This window comes from Phytoactinopolyspora mesophila (assembly GCF_010122465.1).
Classification (GTDB): Bacteria; Actinomycetota; Actinomycetes; order Jiangellales; family Jiangellaceae; genus Phytoactinopolyspora; species Phytoactinopolyspora mesophila.
In genome coordinates this window covers 790,235-813,337 of sequence record NZ_WLZY01000001.1, presented here as the reverse complement: position 1 = coordinate 813,337, position 23,103 = coordinate 790,235, and the positions used below count along the sequence as shown (strand labels likewise).

General features: G+C 67.7%; 21 protein-coding genes. 11 read left to right on the top strand and 10 right to left on the bottom strand.

Features of this window, described 5'->3' with window-relative positions; genetic code table 11:
• Nucleotides 1-10: 10 nt before the first annotated feature.
• The 7 genes from F7O44_RS03615 to F7O44_RS03585 are packed head-to-tail and all read right to left on the bottom strand — an operon-like array spanning nucleotide 11 to nucleotide 8,722.
• A complete protein-coding gene (locus tag F7O44_RS03615; protein ID WP_162448780.1) occupies nucleotides 11-2,320 on the bottom strand; it encodes a glycoside hydrolase family 31 protein in 2,310 nt (769 codons plus the stop codon).
• Nucleotides 2,321-2,322: 2 nt separating this feature from the next.
• Nucleotides 2,323-3,138, bottom strand: a complete 816-nt coding sequence (locus tag F7O44_RS03610) for a carbohydrate ABC transporter permease (protein ID WP_162448779.1) — start codon at nucleotides 3,136-3,138, stop codon at nucleotides 2,323-2,325.
• 26 nt (nucleotides 3,139-3,164) lie between these two features.
• Entirely contained in the window at nucleotides 3,165-4,139 is a 975-nt protein-coding gene (locus F7O44_RS03605) for a carbohydrate ABC transporter permease (RefSeq protein ID WP_162448778.1), read from the bottom strand.
• Between the two features lie 13 nt (nucleotides 4,140-4,152).
• The gene (locus tag F7O44_RS03600; protein WP_222851012.1) at nucleotides 4,153-5,448 is read right to left on the bottom strand and encodes an ABC transporter substrate-binding protein; all 1,296 of its coding nucleotides are present in this window, start codon (nucleotides 5,446-5,448) and stop codon (nucleotides 4,153-4,155) included.
• Nucleotides 5,449-5,476: 28 nt separating this feature from the next.
• Entirely contained in the window at nucleotides 5,477-6,883 is a 1,407-nt protein-coding gene (locus tag F7O44_RS03595; RefSeq protein ID WP_162448777.1) for a hypothetical protein, read from the bottom strand.
• A 13-nt stretch (nucleotides 6,884-6,896) separates the two neighbouring features.
• Complete coding sequence (locus F7O44_RS03590; RefSeq protein ID WP_162448776.1) at nucleotides 6,897-7,814, bottom strand: aldolase; 918 nt, start codon at nucleotides 7,812-7,814, stop codon at nucleotides 6,897-6,899.
• Entirely contained in the window at nucleotides 7,814-8,722 is a 909-nt protein-coding gene (locus tag F7O44_RS03585; RefSeq protein ID WP_162448775.1) for a carbohydrate kinase family protein, read from the bottom strand. The genes F7O44_RS03590 and F7O44_RS03585 overlap by 1 nt, the downstream gene beginning before the upstream one ends.
• Before the next feature lie 106 nt (nucleotides 8,723-8,828).
• Between F7O44_RS03585 and F7O44_RS03580 the strand changes: the two genes are divergently transcribed.
• From F7O44_RS03580 to F7O44_RS03555, 6 genes are read left to right on the top strand one after another with little or no spacing between them, the layout of a single operon-like run.
• Nucleotides 8,829-9,611: a DeoR family transcriptional regulator gene (locus F7O44_RS03580; RefSeq protein ID WP_162448774.1), complete on the top strand. Its 783-nt coding sequence runs from the start codon at nucleotides 8,829-8,831 to the stop codon at nucleotides 9,609-9,611.
• A 27-nt stretch (nucleotides 9,612-9,638) separates the two neighbouring features.
• A complete protein-coding gene (locus tag F7O44_RS03575; protein WP_162448773.1) occupies nucleotides 9,639-9,941 on the top strand; it encodes a UxaA family hydrolase in 303 nt (100 codons plus the stop codon).
• The gene (locus tag F7O44_RS03570) at nucleotides 9,920-11,080 is read left to right on the top strand and encodes a UxaA family hydrolase (RefSeq protein ID WP_162448772.1); all 1,161 of its coding nucleotides are present in this window, start codon (nucleotides 9,920-9,922) and stop codon (nucleotides 11,078-11,080) included. Before F7O44_RS03575 ends, F7O44_RS03570 begins: the two co-directional genes overlap by 22 nt.
• 44 nt (nucleotides 11,081-11,124) lie before the next feature.
• Complete coding sequence (locus F7O44_RS03565; protein WP_162448771.1) at nucleotides 11,125-12,549, top strand: aldehyde dehydrogenase family protein; 1,425 nt, start codon at nucleotides 11,125-11,127, stop codon at nucleotides 12,547-12,549.
• Nucleotides 12,550-12,606: 57 nt separating this feature from the next.
• A complete protein-coding gene (locus F7O44_RS03560) occupies nucleotides 12,607-13,590 on the top strand; it encodes an NAD(P)-dependent oxidoreductase (protein WP_162448770.1) in 984 nt (327 codons plus the stop codon).
• On the top strand, nucleotides 13,587-14,627 hold the full coding sequence (locus F7O44_RS03555) for an Ldh family oxidoreductase (protein WP_162448769.1): 1,041 nt from the start codon (nucleotides 13,587-13,589) through the stop codon (nucleotides 14,625-14,627). The genes F7O44_RS03560 and F7O44_RS03555 overlap by 4 nt, the downstream gene beginning before the upstream one ends.
• 70 nt (nucleotides 14,628-14,697) lie before the next feature.
• On the opposite strand, the gene F7O44_RS03550 is transcribed toward F7O44_RS03555, so the two are convergent.
• Entirely contained in the window at nucleotides 14,698-15,645 is a 948-nt protein-coding gene (locus tag F7O44_RS03550) for a LysR family transcriptional regulator (RefSeq protein ID WP_162448768.1), read from the bottom strand.
• Between the two features lie 71 nt (nucleotides 15,646-15,716).
• On the opposite strand from F7O44_RS03550, the gene F7O44_RS03545 reads away from it, so the two are divergent.
• Both F7O44_RS03545 and F7O44_RS03540 read left to right on the top strand, forming a co-directional pair.
• Nucleotides 15,717-16,715, top strand: a complete 999-nt coding sequence (locus F7O44_RS03545) for a YeiH family protein (protein WP_222851011.1) — start codon at nucleotides 15,717-15,719, stop codon at nucleotides 16,713-16,715.
• Nucleotides 16,716-17,054: 339 nt separating this feature from the next.
• Entirely contained in the window at nucleotides 17,055-17,876 is an 822-nt protein-coding gene (locus F7O44_RS03540; protein WP_162448766.1) for a putative protein N(5)-glutamine methyltransferase, read from the top strand.
• A 141-nt stretch (nucleotides 17,877-18,017) separates the two neighbouring features.
• Here F7O44_RS03540 and F7O44_RS03535 read toward each other — a convergent pair whose 3' ends face one another.
• The gene (locus F7O44_RS03535; RefSeq protein WP_222851010.1) at nucleotides 18,018-19,940 is read right to left on the bottom strand and encodes a glycosyl hydrolase family 18 protein; all 1,923 of its coding nucleotides are present in this window, start codon (nucleotides 19,938-19,940) and stop codon (nucleotides 18,018-18,020) included.
• A 236-nt stretch (nucleotides 19,941-20,176) separates the two neighbouring features.
• Between F7O44_RS03535 and F7O44_RS03530 the strand changes: the two genes are divergently transcribed.
• The 3 genes from F7O44_RS03530 (at nucleotide 20,177) to F7O44_RS03520 (ending at nucleotide 22,548) form a co-directional block, all read left to right on the top strand.
• Nucleotides 20,177-21,112 (top strand): WCX domain-containing protein, encoded by a 936-nt coding sequence (locus F7O44_RS03530; protein ID WP_162448765.1) that lies wholly within the window; start codon nucleotides 20,177-20,179, stop codon nucleotides 21,110-21,112.
• On the top strand, nucleotides 21,109-22,083 hold the full coding sequence (locus F7O44_RS03525) for a WYL domain-containing protein (RefSeq protein WP_222851009.1): 975 nt from the start codon (nucleotides 21,109-21,111) through the stop codon (nucleotides 22,081-22,083). Before F7O44_RS03530 ends, F7O44_RS03525 begins: the two co-directional genes overlap by 4 nt.
• A gap of 153 nt (nucleotides 22,084-22,236) precedes the next feature.
• Nucleotides 22,237-22,548 carry a Fe-S cluster assembly protein HesB gene (locus F7O44_RS03520; RefSeq protein ID WP_162448763.1) on the top strand — a complete coding sequence of 104 codons (312 nt, stop codon included), beginning with the start codon at nucleotides 22,237-22,239 and terminating at the stop codon, nucleotides 22,546-22,548.
• A gap of 96 nt (nucleotides 22,549-22,644) precedes the next feature.
• On the opposite strand, the gene F7O44_RS29540 is transcribed toward F7O44_RS03520, so the two are convergent.
• Nucleotides 22,645-22,830, bottom strand: a complete 186-nt coding sequence (locus F7O44_RS29540) for a hypothetical protein (protein WP_222851008.1) — start codon at nucleotides 22,828-22,830, stop codon at nucleotides 22,645-22,647.
• Nucleotides 22,831-23,103: the final 273 nt, after the last annotated feature.

The following is a 23,103-nucleotide window of genomic DNA, read 5'->3' as shown; positions in this document are numbered from 1 at the left end:
GCACTAGGCATTAGATCCAAAGCCGCGCCGTGGGCGCGATCGGCTGGCTGCCGTCGGCCGTGACCGCATCACCATCGAAGGCGACGGTGGTAGCCGTTGTGTCGAACCCGACGAGCTGATGACGGTGGTCCACGTTGCCGAAGAGGTGCAACGTCCACGGCCGTCCGAGCAGATCGTCGGTCCGGCGGATCGAACCGTCGACCTGGAGACGGGGGAGGATCGTGCCGTCGCGAACCAGGACGGGGATCCGGTCCAGCGGTATGTCCTGGATCACGAACCGTGGCCCGGTGAGCGCTTCGCCGGTGAACAGGTCGGTCCAGCGACCTTCCGGAACGTAGTAGCGGCGCCGGACGGGTGTGTCGCCGTCGTCGAACACCGGCACGACGAGCAGGTCCGAACCGAGCAGGAACTGCCCGTCGACGCCGGCGGCGACGGGGTCGTCCGGGTACTCGAACGCCAGCGGTCTCAGCACGGGCCAGCCGTTGCGGCTTGACTCGTGGGCAACCTGCCACAGATAGGGCAGCAGCTCGTAGCGCAGCCGGATCCACCGCCGGCAGATCTCGAGTGCGTGTTCGCCGTACTCCCACGGCTCACGCGGGCGCAGCCCGTGTGCACGCATGAGGGGAGACAGCGCGCCGAACTGAGTCCAGCGCACGTACAACTCCGGGGTGAGCTCCGGCCCGTAGAACCCGCCGATGTCGTGGCTCCAGAAACCCGGTGCCGACATCGCGTAGGACAGCCCGCCCCGGACGGTAGCCTGCATGCCGGCAACCGTGGACTCGGCGTCGCCGCCCCACTGTCCCGGGTAGCGATGCGATCCGGCCCAGCCGCTTCGGCCCCATACAAGGGCAGGCTCGTCGCCGAGCCGGGCCAGAGCGGCCCACACCGCACCGTTGTAATACAGCGGGTACAGGTTGTGGGCGTGGTTGCCCGGCAGCCCGCTGTGCGGCGCGGTGCCGTCGGGTAGGGCTTCGCCGAAGTCCGTCTTGAACACCGCGACGCCGTCGGCGAGGAATTCCTCGTGCATACCCTGCCACCATGCGACCGCATCCGGATTGGTGAAGTCGACCAATGCGCGCGGCCTACCGTCGGGGGTAGGCGTCTTCTGGATGGTGGCGAGTTCACCGTCGGGATATCGCACCAAGTAGCCTTTCGCCTCGGCTTCGGCGAAGCGGGGCGAGGCCGGGTCCAGGTACGGCAGCTCCCAGACGGAGAGCCGGGTGTGCAGCTTCTCGAGCTCCTGGACGAAGGAGCGCCGGTCGCCGAATCGGTCCTTGTTCCAGATGAAGTCGCAGTTGAGCCGGTCGACGACGAGCCAATCCGGGTCGCAATGCAGCACATCGAGCGGCACCTCCAGCTCGCGAGCGCGGCGGGCGACATCGAGCATCTCCTCGCGCGAGTGGTACCGGCACCGCCCCATCCAATACCCGAATGCCCATAGCGGCGGAACCGGTCCGCGTCCGGTGAGCGCGGTGTAGGAGTGCAGCCGTCGCCGCGGCTGCGCGCCTCCGACCACGTACAGGTCGAGTGCGTCGTCGTCGAGACTCAGACCGAGCACGCTCGGTCTCGTGTGCCCGACGTCGGCGGTGACCGTCGCACCGGTATTGAGGAAGCCGGTGTAACCGGCCGACGAGTGCCAGACGGGGACCGGCTTGTACGCCAGCCCGGTCCCGGTGCCCAAGGCATCTTCGCACCGGAGGGTCAGTTGCTGACCGTTCTTGACCAGCCGGCCGAACTGTTCACCGAAGCCGAGAATGTCCTCGCCGGTGCCGAGTTCCAGATGCACGCTGATCCCGCGGGCGTCCGCGATGGCCGGTGGTGCGACGGGGAAACCTGCGGCCTGGCGCAACCGCTCGGCGGTGCGCAGCACCTGGGCGCCGGTGAGTAGATCGTCGACGATGATCGAGAATGGCCGGCGGCCCACCCGCACCCGCAAGGCGGAACTCTCGATCACCACCGCTGTCTCGGACTCCTCGACGTGCACCGGAGCTGCGGCCGGGGCAGGATCTGTGACGATGCCGAGCCAGGTGCCGTCATCGTCCAGTACCGGGTTGTTCTCCGGCGCGATGGTCAGACGTACGGTGTCGGGCGCCGCCCAGGAGATGCGCACCGCGTAGGCGCGCGGGTCACTCGGCGGCAGGTCGAGATCGGGCAGATTCGGCAGCGTGGTCTCGATGCCCTGCTCGGCCAGCGGCTCGCCGGTGAGGTAACCAGGCATGATGCCCACCTGCACGGCCGGGCGAGCTGCCACGGACAGTACGACGTCGTCGCCGCGGCGCCGCACGCCGACCACCTGGCGCAGCATGTACGCGTCGGTCATCGTCATCCTTTCACCGATCCAGAGGTCATCCCGCTGATGAACCATCGCTGCATGAACAGATAGGCCAGCACGAGCGGCACCGACGCGATGACCACCCCGGTGAAAAGCATGGGGTAGTCGGTGAGGAACTCACCGGTGAAGTCGAGCAGCGCCACCGGCAGTGTCTTCTTGCTCGGTTCCTGGATGAACAACAGGGGATACAGCAGGTCGTTCCAGTGGATGACGAACAGGAAGATCGCGGTGGCGGCGACGGACGGCATCGAGAGCGGCAGTGCGATGCGCCGATAGGTGTTCCATGGTCCCGCGCCGTCGATGCTGGAGGCGTCATAGATCTCCCGCGGCAGTGTCTTCATGAAACCGGTCAGGATGAACACCGAGACCGGCAGCGTCACCACGATGTTGATGATGACCAGTCCGGTGAGGCTGTTGAGCAGGCCCAGGTTCTGGAAGAGGACGTACTGCGGGATCATGTTCGCCTGCGCGGGCACGGCCAGCCCGAGCACCAGAAAAGTGAAGATCGCCCAGCTCTTCCAGCCCGGGATGCGCGCGATCGCGTAGGCGGCCAGGCTGGCCAGGAACAGGGTGATTGGCACCGAGAAGATGATGACCAGGGTGCTGTTGAGGAAAGCCCGGCCAAGGTTCCGTTCGGTGAGCACGGTGTGGTAGTTGCCGGGGTCGAACGATGACGGTAGCCCGAACGGCGAGCTGAACAGCTCGGACTGTGTCTTGAACGTGCCGGTGAAGACGACCAGCAGGGGCACGACGATCAGCACCGCATACACGGCCAGCACGCCGCGGCGCCCGATCCGATAGCGCATGTCTTCCTCCGTTCAGGCGCAGGTGTTCACTGAGCACCAGCTTGGGTGAGCCGGACGATGCGCCGCTGCGCCCAGGTGATCAGTGCGATCACGACCATGAAGTAGATGGACTCGGCCGCGGCGTAGCCGAACTCGGAGTTGGTGAACCCGGCGTAGATACGTGTGGACAGGATGTCCATCGACTGCTTCGGCGGGTTGCCGCCCAGCCCGAGGATCAGGTCGAACGCCTTGAACGACTGAATCGTGGTGTACGCCATCACAATCGCCGTGGCGGGCGCGATCATCGGCCAGGTGACGTGCCGGAACCGGCCCCATCGCGACGCTCCGTCCACCTCGGCGGCCTCGTACATCTCTTTCGGTACCTGCTGCAGGCCGGCGATGAAGATCACCATCATCTGCCCGGCGTGGAACCACACCTGGGTCACCGCGACCCAATAGATCGCCTGGTTCGGATTGCCGAGAAAGGCGCCGGTGAGACCGTCCAGGCCGACCGTCTCCAGCACGCTGTTGATCAGCCCGAAGTTCGGGTCGTACATGAACTTCCAGATGAAGGCCACCGACACCGACGACAGGATCGTCGGGAAGAAGAACAGCGCGCGCAGCATCACCGAGCCGCGGGTGTTGACCGTCAGCAGAATAGCCAGGATCAACGCGAACAACGTCTGGAAGACAACCACGACGAGTACGAACTTGAGGTTGTTGGTCAGGGCGTTGCGGAACAGGTCGTCGCTGGTGGCGATCCGCTCGAAATTGCGCAAGCCGACGTTGTCGTAGGCCGCGCTGAACCCGTCCCAGTTGGTCATCGCGTACTGGAACGCCTGGAACGTGGGAACGGCGAAGAAGATCGCGTACAGCACCAGCGCTGGCACCGGGAACAGGTAGAGCAGTGGGCTCACCGTCGATGACGACCGCCGGCCCCGCCGCGGCGGGGGATGGGGCGCCGCGGCGGGTGGTTGTGGGGGAGAGTGCCCGGTTCCGGGCTTCGTGGGGGTGGTATTCATCCCGCAGCCCTGGTCACGCGCGCCTCTGCTCGACGATGCGCTGGGCATCGGCCGCTGCCTGCTCCGGGTCCTTCCCGCCGACCACCTGGATGGCGGCGTCTTCGATCGCCGAGCGCATGTCGAGATCGTTGAACTGGAACCTCGGCGCCAGGATGGTCGGCTGGTCGAGCCAGTGGGCAAGTGCCTGCAGATCGGGACTGGTGTACTCGACACCTTCGACGGTGACGTGCTGGCCGGTGCCATCGGCGTACACGGCGGCGACCTCCGGCCGGGACAGGTATTCGACGAAGGCGGTGGCCGTGGCCTGGTTGTCCGAGGCGGTGTTCACGCCCAGGATGAACGTGGCGTTGTGCACGCCGCGGAATTGGACCTCGTCCGCGCCGACGGTGATCGGGGAGATGAGATCCATCGGAAACTCCGCGCCCAGATCACGGATGGCGGCGATGTGGTACGAGCCGGTGGCGAGGATCGCTGCCTCTCCCTCGGCGAACATCTGCTGCGCGGGCTCGACCGCCGTCCCGGAGGCGTTGTTCTGGAAGAACGGCCGAAGCTCGGCGTACTGCTTGAGCGTGGTGACGAACCAGTCGTCGGTGGCGTCGAACTCACCCTGTTCCATGCCGGTGAACATGTCCTCCGACGGTGCGTTGTTCATGACCATCGAGTTGATCAGCTGTCCCGCATTCCCGGGCTCGCCGCCTGGCCAGGCCATCGGCGTGTATCCCGCCGAAGCGAGCTTGTCGAGCAGGTCCAGGAACCCGTCCCAGTCGGCCGGCGGCTCGGAGATGCCGGCATCCTCGAACGCGTCGACGTTGAACACCGGCATGTTGAACACGAGCTGGTAGGGAAAGCCGAGCTGACGGCCGTCAGACTGCCCGGCGGTGATGAGGTCGGCCTGGTAGTTCTGCGCGAAAGGCTGCTCGGAGAGATCGGCGAAGAGCCCGGCGCTGGCCATGTCCACGAACTGGGCACCGCGGAAGGCGGTGAACGCGTCACCGATGGCAGCGCTGCGGACTCGCTGCAGGGCGGTGGACTGGTAGTCGTTGGACGGCGAGATGTCCTGCCGAACGCTCACGTCGTCGTGTTCGGCAGCGAAGTCGCTGATGATCTCGTCGAAGACATCGCTGTCTTCGGCACGCCAGTGCGCGAAGGAGATGGCTCCGCTGACGTCGCCCTCCTCCGGGGCGGCGTCGTCGCTGTTCGTGGTGCTGCCCGGTCCGGCGCATGAGACGCCGAGCGAGCCGAGCCCGGCGATTCCGAGGAGCCGGAGCAGATCGCGTCTGTGCATTCCCTGCGAAAAAGCCTTGGTCATCGTGGCCTCCTGCCAGATGCGTTGGGGATCACCACTCGACGATGGGAATCCCGAGATGGTCGGCGGCCGTCCGAAGCGCGGGCCGGACGTCCTGCCAGGCGATGACGGTGTGGTGCGGGAACCCCCCGGTCACCAGACCGTGGACGAACTCGTCGGCCGCCGTGTCGAGGACGACGTCGGCGGTGTTGCCTTGGAATCGGTTGGGCGCCGGAACCGACTCACCCGAGGTGAGGAGCAGCCGTAGCCCGCCCGGCTGTGCCGGGTTTTCGGTGAGCCGGCCGAGAACCACCCGGCCGGTCTTGAGCGGAAAATCTCCTGCCACGCCGATCTTGCGATTGCAATGGACAGACTGGGTGGCTGTCGCTGGTTCGGCGGCGAGTTTGGTGGCGGCGGACCCGCAATGCCAGACGCGGACGATGTTGTCGTCGGTCTGCAGGTCCACGGTGTCGACGAGGTAGGTGGGACCGGATCCGAGCGCCTCGAAGACGAGCATGGTCAGCGCGCCGTACACGTCGCGCTCACAGGCGGTGGCTGTGCCCTCGTCGGCCAGCCGGGAGAGCGCCGAGCACGGACAGGCACCAAGCTCGGTAGGCAACTCCGGCCAGCATCGCAGGGCGACGCCGGAGAGTAGCTGGCCGGCCGACCAATCCCGGAGCACGGTGGTCATCGCCGCGAACGGTTCGACGTGGGTGGTGTCGAGGTGGCGTAGCGTCGGGCGCTGTTCGACCGCCTCGGCGAGTTCGCGGTCCCGAGCGGCGGGGTCGGCGTCGCGGATCCGCTCGATCAACTCGTCGAGGTCGAGCTGATCGACCTCGACGCCGAACAGGCGGGTGATGATCTCCGGATCGTATTCACACGGGGTGAATCCGGCAGGCGCGTCGCCGATCACTCCGATGCGACGGCCACGCAGGCCGTCCAGCGCCGGGAGTACGTCGTCTGACGCCGCGCGGGCTCGGCCGGCGGCAGCCGGCAGTTGAGGTGCCGGGGGCAGGGCGCCGGCCAAGGCCTCTCGCAAGGCGGCACGGACAGCAGGTTCCTCCGGGTCGCCGTAGAGCAGCCGGACTTCACCACCGTGTCCAACCAGGGCGTGGCCGAACAAGTTGGCGCCGCACAGTGAGTTGAGCCAGAGCCGGTCTCCCACCGGCCCTGGTTCGCGGAATGCCCACAGCAGCACCGGCCGGTCGAGGTCGCGATAGAGCCTGAGCGCCGGTGTTGCGTCGGAGAAGGAGGCACAGACGTTGACGACGAGATCTGCGTCCGGATCGACGAATCCGGCCGCGTCCTCGACGTCGTCGGGTGTCATCACCAGATTGGTGGGCCCGACGACGTCGGCACCCAGTTCGGCCAGGAGGGTACGAGCTTGGGCGGCGCGTTTGGCCGCGGTCTCGACGGCGAACGTGGGGCGCGCCGTAGGGATGCAGACGACACGGGGCACGGAGTACACCTCCTCAGCGGTTGGTGATGCCTTCGTCGACGACGTCGCACAGCCTGCGCAGCCGCGAAACCGCATTGCTTCGTAGGGTCGCTTCGACGTCGGACGCGCCGATGCTCGACTGCCACACGGCCCGGCCGGCAAGGAAGCCTGACGCGCCTTCGGCGACGGCTAGTTCCACCGCCCGCGGGAACGCGTCTTCGGGAACGCCGGAAGACAACACGACCCACGGCGAGGCCAGCGTCTCGGTGATCTGGGCGCAGCGGCGCCGAATCTCGGCGGCATCCCCCAACCCGTGCAGGGGAACCTCCGCCTTGTACAGGTCAGCCCCGAGGTCACCGAGTTCTTTCACCGCGGCGAGCACTCCGGCGTCCCAGTCCCAGGACCCGCCACCGCGTGGCGCCCGGGATACCGGTTCGATGATGCTGGCCAGCCCCGCGGCATGAGAGCGTGCCACGAACCGCTCGACCAACTCGATCCGCCGAGCCGGGTCTTCATCGGGCCGCCACACCACGAGGAGTTTGAGGGCCACCGCGCCGTGGTCGCGGTAATGGACTGGATCGACCGTGTGGTCGATCCGGGTGTCCGCGACGAACTCGTCAGATCCGGCGACGAACTCGTCGGCAGCGGCGATCAGGGAACACCCCGGCGCGATCGCCTTCTCGGAGATGGCCTGATCGAGAACGAACTGCTTGTCCAGCAGCACGGCGGAGGCGAATGGCGTCAATACTCGGGCGGCGGTCAACTTGAACTCGGTGACCTGCTGATCGGTGACTGGATCGGATCGATGCTCGGCAAGCATGGCTCGCAGCGCTTCGCGCTGATCGAGGGCGAGCATGGCGAAGGCGCCGGATGGACGGGTCAGCGGTGCGAGGTCTGGCGCTCCCGCGGCGTTGGTGGCCAAGGGATTGGACTCCTTCTCGTGGTGAAGCATCAGGCGAGGTCCGCCAGGTGGCGACGGACTTCGTCGTGGGTGGGAATTGCTGAGCGGCCGTCCAGCCCCCGGCAGGCGAGCGCAGCGGTGACATTGGCGTAGGCCAGGCATTCCGGCAGATCAGCGCCGTGGTGTATGGCGGCCAGCAGTGCGCCGTGGAAGACATCGCCGGCCCCGAGTGTGGAATGCACCTGCGCCGGAAAGCCGGGAGCCTGGTAGCGCTGCCCGCCGGAGCCGACGGCGATCGAGCCCTGAGCGCCGCGCGTGGCCACGACCGTGCGCGCACCGTCGGCCTGCGCGGCGTCGAGCAGGTCTTCGGCCTGGCACTCTCCATATCTGACAGTGAGTGCTTCGACGGTGGGCACGTAGAGATCTACGCCCGCGGGGGTGAACCCGTCGATCGGGTTGCCCCCGTCGACGCTGAGTCGCGGCTGATCTTTCTGGGACCCGGCGAAGGTGGCGCTGAACGCAGGCCAGCCGACGTGATCGGTGTGGACCCAGGCGGCTCCCACCATCCGGCTGCGTTGGCCGGCGTCGATCTCGAGCCGTGGGCCGGAGCGGTGCGAGATGGCTCGGGTGCCCTGGCTGTGATCGACGACGACGACGCTGGCCGGCGTGCGCGTTCCGGGTATTCGGCGAACGCCCGAGGTGTCGACGCCCTCTGCCTGAAGGTCGGTGACGACGCGCTGGCCGTCTTCGTCGTCGCCCACGGCGCCGAGGAAGGCGACATCGGGTACCCCGAGGCGGGCGGCGGCGACGGCTGCCGTGGCGGCCGGGCCGCCGCCGGCGTAGGTGACGTCGTCGGCGAGCACGCGTTCGTCCGGCTGGGGATACCGCTCCACCAGTGCGATCGCGTCGAGAGTCGCGAGACCGACGAAGATCAGCGGTCCGTCGGACTGGTGGGTCATGGCTTCCTCCATTGGTGAACGACTGGTCAAACACTAACAACGGTTGTTGGAAAGTCAACACTTCTCGCGTAAGGTGCTGCCCAGAAGCCCGAGAAGGGAGCCGTTGGTGACCACCGATAACCTCCGCTACGACCAGGCGCCTGACCGGCGGGAGAACATCCTGTCGCGGCTGCGTGCGGCCGGGTTTCTCTCGGTCAGCGCGCTGGCCGAAGACCTTGGCGTGTCCGACATGACCATCCGCCGTGATCTCCGGCGGCTGGCCAGCGACGGCGAGGTTCGCATCGTGCATGGCGGCGCGAGCCTGCCGCACCCCACGCTGCGGACCTCTGAGTTCGTCAGCCGCGCCCGCGCTCATGCCGAGGAGAAACGGATGATCGCGCACCGTGCGGTCGAGCTGATCGGCCCGTCCGACACGATCGCCATCGACGCCGGTACCACGACCTACGACGTCGTCCACGAATTGCCGGATGAGTTCTCGGGGTGTGTGGTCAGCCATTCGGTGCCGGTTCTGCAGGCGCTACTGGCCCGGCCGGAGCCGCGGGTCGTGGGCCTCGGCGGCGACCTGTTCCGATCGAGCCAGGCATTTGTCGGACCTCTCACCGAGTCGGCAGCGGCCGGTCTGCGGGTGCGGGTCTTCTTCCTCGGCGCCGCCGGTGTCGACGAGAAGGGCGTGTACGTCGAGGCCGACATCGAACGGCCTACGAAACTCGCGCTCATCGAGGCCGCGGACGTCGTCGTGCTGCTCGCCGACAGATCGAAGTTCGAGCACCCGGCCACGGTGCGCCTGTGCGGGCTCGAACAGCTCGACCGGGTCATCACCGACCAGGAGCCCCCGGAGCGAATCCGGCAGGCGTTGGCCACGGCCGGTGTCGACGTGACCAGTTCATGAACGTAGTTCCCATCACTGGAGGTGGACATGACCGAGCGAGGACCTGACTTCCTCGCCCATCGCGAAGGCGACCACGTCGCGGTGGCTGTACGTGATCTGAGCCCCGGCGAGGTCCGGGGTTCCTACCTGGATGGATCGGGCGAGGCCGGCGTCGTGCTGAACCACGACGTGCCTCTTGGGCACAAACTCGCCCTGGCGCCGGTCGCATCCGGCGCCGATGTCGTCGAGTACGGGATACGGATCGGCGTCGCCAGCAAAGACATCGAGGTGGGCGACTACGTCCACGTACACAATGTGAGGAGCGCACGGTGGCAGAACAGCGTCGCCTGACCGGATATCGCCGGCCCGACGGCCGGGTGGGCACCCGCAACCACGTCGCCGTCCTCCCGGTCGACGACCTGTCCAACGCCGCGGCGGAGGGGGTGGCGAGCTTGGTGCCCGGGACGCTCCCGCTGCCGCACGCGTTCGGACGGCTGCAGTTCGGCGACGACCTGGAGCTGACCTTCCAGACGCTGATCGGTGTCGGCGGCAATCCGAACGTCGCCGCCGTGGTGGTGATCGGGATCGAGCCGAACTGGACCGAGCGGGTCGTCGAGGGCATCGCCGCCACGGGTAAGCCGGTCACCGGGTTCTCCATCGAAGGCAGCGGTGATCTCGCCGTCATCGAGCGAGCCTCGCGGGTGGCCAAGGACTATCTCCAGCAGGCCAGCGAGCTGACCCGGGAGCCGGTGGAGATCCCGGACATCATGCTCACGATGAAAGACGGCGAGTCCGACACGACGACGGGCCTTGGGTCCAACCGGGTGACCGCCTATCTGGTGGAGCGGTGGGTCGACGCCGGCGGCACGGTGATCTTCGGCGAGACCAGCGAACTCACCGGCGGTGAACACCTGATCGCCGAACGATGCGCCGACGACGACGTGCGCAAGAGGTTCCAGGCGTTGTACGACGACTACATCGACATGATCGACGCCACCGGCGCCAACCTGCTCGGCTCACAACCCACTCAAGGCAATATCGCCGGTGGGTTGTCGACCATCGAAGAGAAGGCGCTGGGCAACATCGTGAAGACCGGCAGCGTGCCCATCGTCGGCGCGCTCGCAGCAGCCGAGGCTCCCACCCGGGCGGGGCTGAACTTCATGGACACCTCGTCCGCGGCGGCGGAGTGCGTCACGCTGATGACCGCCGGCGGCGGCGTGGTGAATCTCTTTCCGACCGGACAGGGCAATGTGATCGGCAACCCGGTCCAGCCCGTCGTGAAGATCACCGCCAATCCGAAGACGGCCACCTCGATGGCTGACCACATGGACGTGGACTGCTCGGCGGTTCTTGCCGGCCGAGCCAGCGTCGAGCAGGCGGGCGAAGAGCTCATCGATCTGGTGGTGCGCACCGTCAACGGGCGCCTGACCGCGGCAGAAGCTCTAGGGCATCGCGAGTTCACGCTGACCAAGCTCTACCGCAGCGCCTGAGCACGGGACGAAGGCGGCGGCGCGACAAAGGAGGAACACCGAAGGTGAAACGCCAGGCGAACTCGCTCATCGCGGGCGAATGGACGGAATCGGCCGGGCATGTCGACGTCCTCAATCCAGTGGACGGCTCCGTCGTCGGCGTTGTCGGGTACGGGGGAGCGGCCGAGGCGCGGGCAGCGGCCGACGCTGCCGCCGCGGCCGCCGATCAGTGGGCGTCCACACCCGCCCGCCTACGTGGCGACATTCTCCGTCGCGGTGCTGACCTCATCGCCGAGCGGGCCGAGGAGATCGGCGTGCTGCTGGCCACGGAGGCCGGGAAGCGGCGCCCGGAGGCCGTGGGAGAAGTCCGGTTCTCCGCGGAGTACTTCCGGTGGTTCGCCGAGGAAGCGCGCCGTCCGGACGGTAGTGTGCATCCGCCTGAGGATCCGGCGCGCCGGCACATGACCATCCGTCGCCCGGCGGGCGTGGTCGCAAGCCTGACGCCGTGGAACTTTCCGTGCTCCATCCAGGCTCGTAAGCTCGCGCCCGCTCTTGCCGCCGGGTGCACAGTCGTGGCTCGGGTATCGGAGAAAGCGCCGCTAGCCGTCACCGAGATGATCCGGTGCCTCGCTGAAGCCGGTGTGCCGGACGGCGTGCTGAACGTCGTGCATGGCCTCGCGGCGGAGGTGACCGGTGCTTATCTTGATCATCCGGCGGTCCGGGTGGTCTCGTTCACCGGTTCCACCGCCGTGGGCCGGCAGATCATGGCCAAGGCCAGTGAACGGGTCGTGCGGCCCCTGCTCGAACTCGGCGGCGATGCGCCATTCGTCGTGTTCGAGGACGCCGACGTCGACGCCGCTGTCGAGGGGGCCATGCTGGCGAAGTTCCGCAACACGGGACAGTCGTGCATCGCCGCCAACCGGTTTCTCGTGCACGACGCGGTCTACGACGAGTTCGTCACGGGTCTGGCCGCCCGGATCGATGCGATGGTTGTCGGCGACGGCCTCGCTGATCCGGTGCCAGACCTGGCCGCGTGTATTGACGACGAGCGAGTCCGCGCGGTGGAGGCGATGGTGACCGAAGCCGTCGACGGCGGTGCCAAGAAGGTGACGGCCGAGCGCGAGCTGCCGTCCGGAGCCTTCTGCGCGCCGTCGTTGCTGGTGGATGTGCCCGACGATGCTGCACTGGCCACGGAGGAGATCTTCGGCCCGGCGGCCGGGGTGTTCCGGTTCAGCTCCGAGGAGGAAGCACTGAGCCGGGCGAACAACACCGAGATGGGCCTGGCGGGCTATTTCTACAGTCGCGATGTGGCCCGGATGTGGCGGATCGGCGAACGGCTCGACGTGGGAATCGTCGGCGTCAACAACCCGCTGCCCACGGTCTGCTTCGCCCCGATGGGCGGGACCAAACAGTCCGGGCTCGGGCGCGAAGGCGGCTCACCCGGGCTGGAAGAGTTCCAGGAGGTCCGATATCTGGCCGTCGGCCTGTGACGGCCGAGGACGCGGCCGGGATTCACGGCCGCGCGGACCGGCGACGAGGAGGATGCAGTGATCGCGGATAGCGGTGCGGCGGATGTCGCGGTGGTGGAGGACGTACGTGGAAAAGGTCTGGACGACCTGGCCGCTCGGCTGAATGTGCGCCACGACCCGGCCGCGTGGAGCACGCCGGAACGGATAGTGGCGGTGGCAGCCGGCGCACGTGCGCTGGTGGTGCGCAACCGCGCTCAGGTCGACGCCGCACTGCTGGACGCTCTGCCGGCTCTGCACGTCGTCGCCCGGGCCGGGACGGGCTTGGACAACATCGATCTCGACGCGGCCGACCAGCGTGGCGTCGTCGTGGTCGCTCCGCTGGGCGCCAACGCGCTGAGCGTGGCCGAGCACACACTCGGTCTCGCGCTGGCCGTCGCCCGCCGGATCGTCAAGCTGGACGTCGAATGCCGGGCCGGAGGCTGGAACCGGACACCGGGTCTGGAGCTGAGTGGGCGGACGTGGGGTGTGCTCGGCGCGGGGGCCACTGCCCGGGCCGTGGCACGTGTCGCCGCGGCGTTGGGGATGGCGGTCATCGCCTATGACCCCTACGTCGACGCCGGAGACCCGGAGCTCGCCCAACTCGGCGTGCGGCTGGCGCCGCTCAGCGAGGTCATGGCGACCGCTGACGTGATCAGCAGCCATCTACCCGCCACCGACGCCACCCGCCACCTCGTCGATGCCTCATTGCTCGCCCACGTCAAGCCGCAGGCGTTGTTTGTCAGCGTCGGCCGCGGTGAGGTGGTGGACGAGGAGGCCCTCGCCGATGCGCTCGAGTCGGGCCGGCTCGCCGGCGCCGGACTCGACGTCCGAGAGCAGGAGCCACCGGTGCCGGGCCGGCTGGAGAAGCTGGACAACGTGGTGCTCACCCCGCATGTCGCCGGCATCACCGCGCAGAGCCAGGAGCGGATCGTCGGCATCCTGGCTGCCGACATCGAGGCGGTGCTCTCTGGTGCGCCGGCCCGCCATGCCGTCGGCCAGTCCACCCGGAGGAGAACCGCGTGAGCCTGACCATCGGCACCGCTCGTCGGCTGGCCACAGACTTGCTCCAGGGAGCCGGATTCGGGCCTGAAGAGGCCGGCGCCACCGCCGAGGGCATCGTGCTGGCCGACTGCTGGGGTATCGGCTCACACGGACTCATGCGGTTGCCGTATTACCTGCACCGTGCCGTCACCGGCGGTTACCCGCCGACGGCGGCGTTGCGCACCGTCTCCGATACCGGTCCGGCGATAGCCCTCGATGGAGGTGGCGGGCTCGGGCACTGGCAAGTGCGTCGTGCCGCTGAACTCGCCGCCACCCGGTGCGCCCGGTTCGGCCTGGCCGCGGTCAGCGTCGGCAACTCGGGGCACTGCGGCGCGCTTGGTGCGTACACGTTGCCGCTGCTCGAAGCCGGCTACGTGTCCATGATCTTCTCCACGGGGCCGGCTGTGATGCCGCCCTGGGGCGGCTCGCAACCGCTGTTGTCCACCTCCCCGCTGGCCGCCGGGATACCGAGCCGGCCCCGGCCGATGATCGTCGATCTGGCGAGCAGCGCCGTGGCCAGAGGGAAAATCGCCGCGCACGCCGCGCGGGACGAGCCGCTGCCTGCGGGATGGGCGCTGGACGCCGCGGGTCGCCCCACCACCGACGCGCGAGCCGCGCTGCACGGGATGCTGGCTCCGCTGGGCGGGGCGAAAGGATACGCGCTGGCCATGCTCGTGGAGACGATGTCGGCCGGGCTGGCGGGGCCCCGGCTCGCCGGTGACGTGACCGACATGTTCGACCCGGAGGACGCGGCCGAGCCGCAGCGGATCGGGCATCTTGTCGTTGCCTTCGATCCGGCGCGGTTCGACGTGGAGGGTGGTGCCGGCGCCCAGAGCCGCCTCGATGAACTGGCCGCTCGAGCCACCGTCGCCGGTGGCCGGATACCAGGTGGGCGGCGTGTGATGCCAGCGGAGATCGACGACGACGCCGTACTGGCCGTGGACGAGAAGACCCTGTCGGAGCTGCTGAGCTGGGCGCAACGGCTCGGCGTCGCGGATGGCACGCTGAATACACGCTGAACCGGCGTGGAAATCGCTTGCCAACGTGCATTCAGCGTGCCATGTCTGCCCTGGACGTCCGGCCGGGACGTCAGCGTTGCCCGGCCGGTCGCCGGGCGTCGCCGGTCTGCGGGACGCGGGCACCGGCCTGCTCGGCCAGCCGGACAAGCGTGGCGGCAGGTTCGGCCAGCCGGCGACGCCGTGGCCAGACGGCCCGGAGCGGACGATCGAGTTCGAGCTCCGCCACGGCCACGTCGCGCAGCCGGCCGTCACGGACTTCACCGGCCACGGCCAGATTGCTCAGTACGGCGGGCGCCTGCCCGGTCTCGACGGCGACCTTCACCGCGGCGTTGGACGAGAGCTCCAGCAGTGGCGCCGCCATCTGGTTGCGATCGAGGATGCGCTCCAGCGCCGTCCGGGTGCCGGACCCGGGTTCGCGTACCACCAGCGGGGTAGCGGCCAGTTCGGCGGCCGGGATGGGCGTGCGGCGGCGCGCCCACCGGTGCGCGGGCGCCACGATCACCACCAGCCGGTCCGTGGCCACCTGCCGCGAAGTGAGGCCGCCGGGAACGCTGGGCGATTCGATGAAACCGAGGTCCACGTCACCGGCGCGCACCATCTCGCCGACCGACTCGGAATTGGCCACCTGCAGGCTGACGTCCACGTCAGGACGGTTGTGCCGGAAGGTCATCAGCCAGCCGGGCATCAGGTACTCGGCGACGGTCATGCTGGCCGCCACCCGCAGTGCGCCGGCCCGCTCATGACGCAGGGCGGAGACTCCGGCCATGAGGTCGCCGGCGGCTGCGAGGGTCGCGCGTGCCCAATCGACCACGACCCGGCCGTCATCGGTCAGCCGGGAACCGGTGGTGGAGCGTACGAGTAGCGGGACTCCGAGTTCTCTTTCAAGCGTGTCGAGCCGGCGGCTGGCCGAGGCCTGGGTGATGCCGTGGCGCGCCGCGGCTTGCCCGACGCTGCCGTGCTCGGCGACCAGAACGAACAGCTCCAGGCTGTTCAGGTCCGGCCACGACGTTGATGTCATGCAGTCACTCTATGAGTACTTGCGGACGTGATGGCTACCGGCGCGCCGGGTTACGGCGCAGGCTGGAAACTGTGGAACCGATACCAGGGGAGAAGCCGGCGCACAGCAGTGTGTGGCCGGGCCTGGCTTTTGTGGCGGCGGGCGTGGCGGTCGCGTTCGCGGTCAACCACACCGTCCCGGTCAGTGTGCTGATGATCGCTCTGGCTCTGGGAGCCGTAGCGACGAACACGGGTATGGTCGGTGCCGCGCTGCGGCCCGGGCTCGCCTTCGCCGCCCGCCAGTTGCTGCGAACCGGTGTTGTCCTCCTCGGGCTGCAACTGGCCTTGCCCGAGGTACTGGCGCTCGGGCCCCGCGTGCTCACGCTGGTGATCGTCAGCGTCGCGGTGACCTACGCCGGCACCCTCGTGATGGGTCGCGCCCTGGGGTTGTCGGCCGAACGGAGCCTGCTCATCGCCACCGGATTCTCGATCTGTGGCGCGTCCGCGGTTGCCGCCGCGCGCAGCGTCGTGAACAGTGACGATGAGGATGTGGCCACCGGCATCGCGCTGGTGACGATCTTCGGCACCTTGTCCATCGTGATCATGCCGGCCTTGTACATGCCGCTGGGACTGGACCCGACGTCGTTCGGCATCTGGGCCGGAGCAAGCGTGCACGAGGTAGCCCAGGTGGTGGCCGTCGCCGGGACGGTCGGCGCGTCGGCGTTGGCTCCGGCCGTGGTCGTGAAGCTCACCCGGGTCGTGTTGCTGGCGCCGCTGGTCGCCGGGATGAGCTTGTGGCAGCGACGCCGGGCCGGGCAGCCCGTCCCGGGCTGGCGGCCCCCGATTGTTCCGGTCTTCGTTCTGGGCTTCCTGCTGGCCATGGCGGTGCGCAGCGCCGACGTCGTCCCAGGCGGGTTGCTCGAGCTGGCGGCCACCGCACAGACCATGCTGTTGGCCGCCGCCATGTTCGGCATGGGGGCCGCGGTTCATTTGCGCACATTGATCCGTGGGGGAGGACCGAGCCTGCTGCTGGGGCTGCTGTCCACACTGCTCATCAGCACGGTCTCCGGCGCCGGCCTCATGCTCCTGTGACCACCACCCCACCCACCCCAAACCGCCACCTAAATGATCACGTTCGGTGGGTTTTCCCAAGCGTCACCATGCCTGCAGCCGTGGTGACGCCGGAGAAGACCCGGTGAAGTCGCGGTGTCGTTCGGCCGCCACCAGCCAACCGCCGACGCGTCCGTTCGCCCGCGAAGAGCGGCCGTGTGGATCAGCTAGAGTTGCCGATACGCTCGTCTAAGGGCGAAAACCAAGGAGGTGAGACCCATTTACGTCACGTCAGGCAGGGTGCTCTCACCTCAAGGCCGCCGGGTCAGCCACCGGGACAGGTGATCGGGGAGCGCATCCTGGGTATCTCGAGAGGTTCCCATGCTGGATTCGCTGTTCACCCACCCTCGAACCGTCGTGGCCGCCACGCTGCGCGCCGCTGGTTCTGTCTTCGCCGAGGAAGAAGCTGACCTGCTGATCGACGCCGCGCTCTCGGAAGCCGATCGCAACGCCATGATCGAACGACGCGCCAGCGGCGTGCCACTCGAGTACGTGCTCGGCTGGGCCGAATTCTGCGGCAACCGGATCGCGGTCGATCCAGGGGTGTTCATTCCCCGGCGTCGCACCGAATTCCTCGCTCAACAAGCGATTCTGTCGGCGCGGGAAGCTGCATGCGCGCGGGCGTCGGCAGCCGGCTCGGCGCCGGTGGTGGTCGACCTGTGCTGCGGCACTGGCGCGGTGGGAGTGGCGCTGGCCGCAGCGGCCGGCACCGTCGAACTCTATGCCGCGGATATCGATCCGGCTGCGGTCCGGTGCGCGCAACGTAACATCGGTGCCGCGGGCCGGGTGCTGGAGGGCGACCTGTATGACGCGCTGCCGCCGGCACTGCGCGGCCGGATCGATGTGCTGGTGGCGAACGTGCCGTATGTCCCCACCGACGCGATGGCACTGCTCGCGCAGGAAGCACGCCTGTACGAGCCGCCACTGGCCTTCGACGGCGGGGCCGACGGGCTCGACGTGCTGCGTCAGGTGGCCGGCGCTGCGACCCCATGGGTAGCGCCAGGTGGGCGCGTGCTGATCGAGACCAGCGCGCTCCAAGCGTCCGCCGCCGCGGAGATCTTCGTTGCTAACGGCCTGGACGCGCGAGTAATCAGCTCCGACGAACTGGACGCCAGCGTCGTCGTCGGTACCCGCCCAAGCTGATCCGGGGCACCTTGGCCAGCCGGGTTGAAAGCCCGGGGCTGGCGTGGACCACCAGGGTTGTTCCCCTGATCGCCTCACGACGAGCGATCAGGGGAACAACCGATCAGGCGAGCAAGGTGCGCAAGACCCGGGCCGGGGTTGCTACTGGGTGAGCCCGGCGTGCAGCGTCCTGGTCAAGGTGGCATTGGAGTCGTCCCCGTCGAGCGACCAGATCATCGCGCCACCGAGACCGTTGTCCTTGATGTAGCCGGTCTTCTGCGTCAGCAGGACGGGATCGTCATAGCTCCACCATTGAGTGCCGTCGTATAACCAGTACGCGCCCGTGGACTCGTCACGGAACCGTGGCCCGGACCTGTTGACCAGGACCTTGTAGTCCTCGATCCCGGCCTCCCAGGTCCCAGGCGCAGGGCCGGTGGCCTGCTGGAACAGCCCGTTGGTCGCCCCGGCCGAAACGCCGGTCCAGCCGCGGCCGTAGTAGGGCACACCGACCACCAGCTTGTCCGCGGGCGCCCCGCCGGCCAGGTAGGCCTGGATGGCGGTATCGACGCTGAACTGGACCGGTGAGGGGTCGCCCGGTGTGTCGTACAGGTTGGACTGGTGATTGGCGGTCGATTCCCAGGCGCCGTGGAAGTCGTAGCCCTGTACGGTGCCGAAGTCGAGGTAGTCGAAGACCTTGTCGACCTCGAACCCGGCGTCGATCTTGGCCGGGTCGGCGGGAAGGAACGCGGTGAGGTCATATGTGCGCCCGGTCTCGGCCTCCAGATCGTCCAGCTGGGAGCGGAATTCGGCCAGCAGCGCCGTGAAGTTCTCCCGGTCTTGCGGACGGACGATGTTGCCCGCGTCGCCCTCGGAGGCGGGCCATTCCCAGTCGAGGTCGATGCCGTCGAAGACACCGAACGCCGAGCCGGGTCCTCCTGCCGGCTCGCCGCCCTGAACAGGCAGGTCGCCGCGGAGGTACAGATCGATGCAGGACTTGACGAAGCGCTCCCGGTTCTGCGGCAGCGCGGCGTCGGAGAAGTAGGTCGACCAGGTCCAGCCGCCTAGCGAGATGTAGACCTTCAGGTGCGGATGCATCTCCTTGAGCTTGCGGATCTGGTTGAAGTTGCCCTTCAACTCCTGGTTCCAGGTGTCCCCGACGCCGTCCACACTCTCACCAGCAGTGAATCCGCGCTGGTAGTCAGCCCACGCGTCGCCGACGCCGGTCTGGTTGACGATGAAACACTCGGAGTTCGACGAAACGTTGCCGAAGGCGTAGTTGATGTGGGTGAGGCGCTCTGCCGCACCACTTGTGTGCACGTCACGGATCTTGAAGTTGCGCCCGTAGATGCCCCATTGGGTGAAGTAACCCACGATCCGGTCGTCACCGGGGCCGGCGCTGGCCGGCGGCGTCGTGGCCGTGACCGGTGCGCTCTGGTCTGATCGTCCGGCGTCGTTCTCAGCGGCGACGGTGAGCTGATAGGTGGTCTCTGGGGTGAGTCCGCCGATCGTCGCCGGGGGAGTGGTTGGTGAACTGCGAAGGTTCCCGTCCACATAGACGAGGTAGTTGTCCGCACCGCCCGATGGATCCCACGACAAAGTCACAGCTGTCGGAGTGACACCGGTGACGGTGACATTCGTCGGTGGGTCAGGTGGATCGACAGGTTCTTCACCGTTTCCAGAGCACGGTCTGGAATTGACGACGCAGCCGGAGGGGTCGGTCCAACTGCCCGAATAGGCGCCCTCGAAGCCGAACGTCACCGACGAGCCCGGCGCGAGGTTGCCGTTCCAAGCCTCGTTGGACACCACATGGTGGTTGCCGTCGCGTGTGTGTACGCCGTTCCAGACGCTGGTCACCGACTGAGAGCCGGAGACATCGAACTCCACGGTCCATCCGGTGACGGCAGTGCTGCCGGAGTTGGTGATGGTGTACTGGGCGACGTAGCCAGAGCCCCAGTCCGACGTCTTGGTGAACGTGGCGCTGAGCTGCTCTGACGCCCAGCTGTTTGTGGCCGGCAGGAGCGCGGCCGGTAGCAGGAGTGCGGCACACAGGGCCAGCACCCGGTGGATTCTTCGACGGGGGGACACGATCCACCTCCTAATAGTTAAGAAACCTTCCTATTCAAGGTGAAGCTAAGAGCCGATCGACAGTCCGTCGATCATCCATTCACCCGATTGCCAAAGCCCGCAATGCCTGCTAAAGGCACGCGACGATGACGCTTCGGCCTTGGTTGAGCAGGTGGGCCGACGGTTCCGTTCTGCTCTGAACGCCACTAGCATCGTGGCCACGGTGCTGACGTCTGAGCACCCGAGGGGTGGGGGTTGTGGCGGGTGGACGAGACCAGGTGGGGCCGCTCGAGCGGCTCATCCGGATCCTGGTGACCTTGGAGGAGGCCGAACCGCGAGGTCTCACCACGGATGACCTCATCGACATCGCCGGGTACGGATCCACCAAAGATCCGCATCGGCAGCTGAATCGCGACATTGGCGAGCTCAAGAAGATCGGCTGGGACATCCGCAATGCCACCGAACGTGGTTCAGCCGGGCGGTACCGGCTGTACGCGCGCGACACCAGGCTGCGGGTTGAACTCGCACCACGGCACCAGGTTCAGCTGGTCCGTGCTGCCCTCGCGGCTGGTGCCACCGGCTTCCTGGACAAGCTCGGCGACGATCTCCTCGACTTCGACGTCGATGAAAACGACCCCTTCGTACGCACCAGTGAGCCGCACCGTGCAGGTCACGACGCCCTCGACAAGGCCGCATACGCGACCGAGAACCGGTGCCGGATCAGTTTCGTCTACAAGCAGCAGCCGCGCGTGGTGCATCCGCTTGTCATCCACCCAGGCGCGTCCGGCTGGTACCTGGTGGGGTGCGAGGACGGGGCGACGTCGGTCAAGCGATTCGTCACCGACCGGATGACACACGTGGTAGTCGACCAGCCGAACAGTGCATCAGTCCCCGAAGAGATCACCTACGAGGAACTCAACCCCATCACCTGGGAAGTCGATCCGCCGACAGATGTTGTCATCAAGACGGCGAGCGAACACGAACCCCAGGTGGTGATGATGCTCGGTACTCCGATCCGGCGCGAGGCCGGCGACGACGCCGTCACGCTGACCGTCCCCGTGACGCACCGCGCGGCTTTCCGGGCCCGGCTCTACGAGCTCGGGCAGCGCGTTCAGGTGCTGGGACCCGAGGACGTACGCGCCGAGATCATCACCGAACTCGAGCGGTTCGTTCAAAGGCAGCGGCTGTGGTGACCCGCCCGCCGGTCTATGTCCGCAGATTCGACCGGGTCACCCGAGCATTGAACGTCCTGGCCATGCATGCCAACGGGCTGCCGCTGAACCAACTGGCCCAGGCTCTCGACACCGACCCGGAGGCGTTGCGCGAGGAACTGCGCGTCTTCTTCGCGGCGGACATGCCGCTGCGGTACTACGCTCGGATCAGCCGGCCGACCACGATCAGATTCCACGACGCAGACGGCGACGATGCACCACCGGAGCACGCCGAGTACGTCTCGGCGATCCCGCATTCGGCGATGGAGGTCGGAGCCGACTACGTCAGTGTCGGCGAGCTCGCCCGCATCTATCGAGCCGGACAGGACTTGCTGGCCATCGAGCCGGGAAACACCGACCTGGAGGACGCTCTCGACGCCCTGGTCGCGACGGCGCTGCAGGGGATCGGCACCCGCCGAAGCGCCTGGCTGGCCGACCTCGCCGCCCGCCTGGGCGCCGCGCTGCGCGAGCATCTCCACGTGCGCATCACCTACGCCCGGGCCTGGCAACCCGGGGTCCGCGAACACGTCATCCGGCCCTACCGGTTGACCAAGACGCGCCGGGGATGGGAGCTCGACGCTGGACTCGACGACGACCACACCGGCACCTTCCTGCTGTCCGGAATCCGTTCGGCGGAGGTGCTCGAGGAGGCTTTCGACCGTCCCGACGATGTCGACCAGCGCATCGCCCGCAACAGGCGGACCGAGCCCGTGGACATCGCGGTGCCGCAGGACTCCCGCTGGGTGGTCGAGCGGTTCGCCGAGTCGGTCGAGGTGATCAACGAGACCGAGGACGAGGTGCGGCTGCGGGCGCACCTGCTGGAGCCGATCGAGGAACGGCTCGCACTGCTGCACGTGGTGGCGGGTCCGAGCGCATTCGTCTACACACCTACGCGCCATCGCGATGTGGGAGTCGGCCTGGCCAAGCGCTTGCTCGAACATCACCGAGCCTGACGAAATCGCCCTGGTCTTCTGGCGGCAGGAGTAGGGGGCAGCGTCCTGGGTAAGCGATGAGTAGGCCGTCCGTGGCGGGCAGAAGCGCCGAAGCCGGCGAAGCCACGGGTGAGCCACTCGCGTTCGGCGACTTCGAATGAAGGTGGAAGTGTGATGCTCACATTGACTGGTGACGCGGTGTCTGCGATCCGTGGCCTGACGGTTCAGCCCGAGGTGTCGGACAACGGCGGGTTGCGAATCTCATCGGCGGCGGCGGAGAACGGCTCGGTCGAGATGGTCGCCACCATCGCCGGCGGGCCGAACCCGCACGACGAGATCGTGGAGGTCGGCGGCGTCCGGGTTTATGTCGATCCGTTGGCCGCGCCGGTGGTGGAAGACAAGGTGCTGGATGCCGAAGCCACGGAGCAGGGTCAGGTCCGCTTCGAATTGATCACGCGCCCCGAGGACTCCTTGATCGACGAGTGACGACGACATCCCCGCCGAGTGCGACTAGTGCCCTGCGTGGCACTAGTCGCACTCGCCCGTCACGTTGACGACGGCCGGGTGAAACTGGCCCTGATCCTAGACCGACGGTTCGTCCGGCGTGCCCGCGGTCTTCTGCCGGGTGCGGCCCAGCCAGCCGGTGATAGCACTGGCCAGCAAGAAGATCACCGCAATGATCAGCATCCAGCGCAGCGCTTCGACGGCCAGCCCGATACCTCCGAGCAGCAACGCGAGTATCAGCACCAACAACGCGATGGTCAGCATTTCTCCTCCGTTTCCGTCGCGTGATCAGCACGCACGTGCGGCTGGCCACGCGGCACTGTGTCCGCGAGTTCGGCCGCACAGGCGGATTACTCCTCCGTTACCCGAATCGGCTGCGGGTAACGCCCTGGCACCACGACAGGCCGAGCCGAGCGGCATCGCCACCTCGGGCCTCGTCCTGGCGACCCCGCGGCCGCGCGGGGCTACACCTATATCGGCGCGGCCGAACCTCAATATCCGCTCAACAGGTGTTCCCTGTCTGATCAAGCGCTGGTT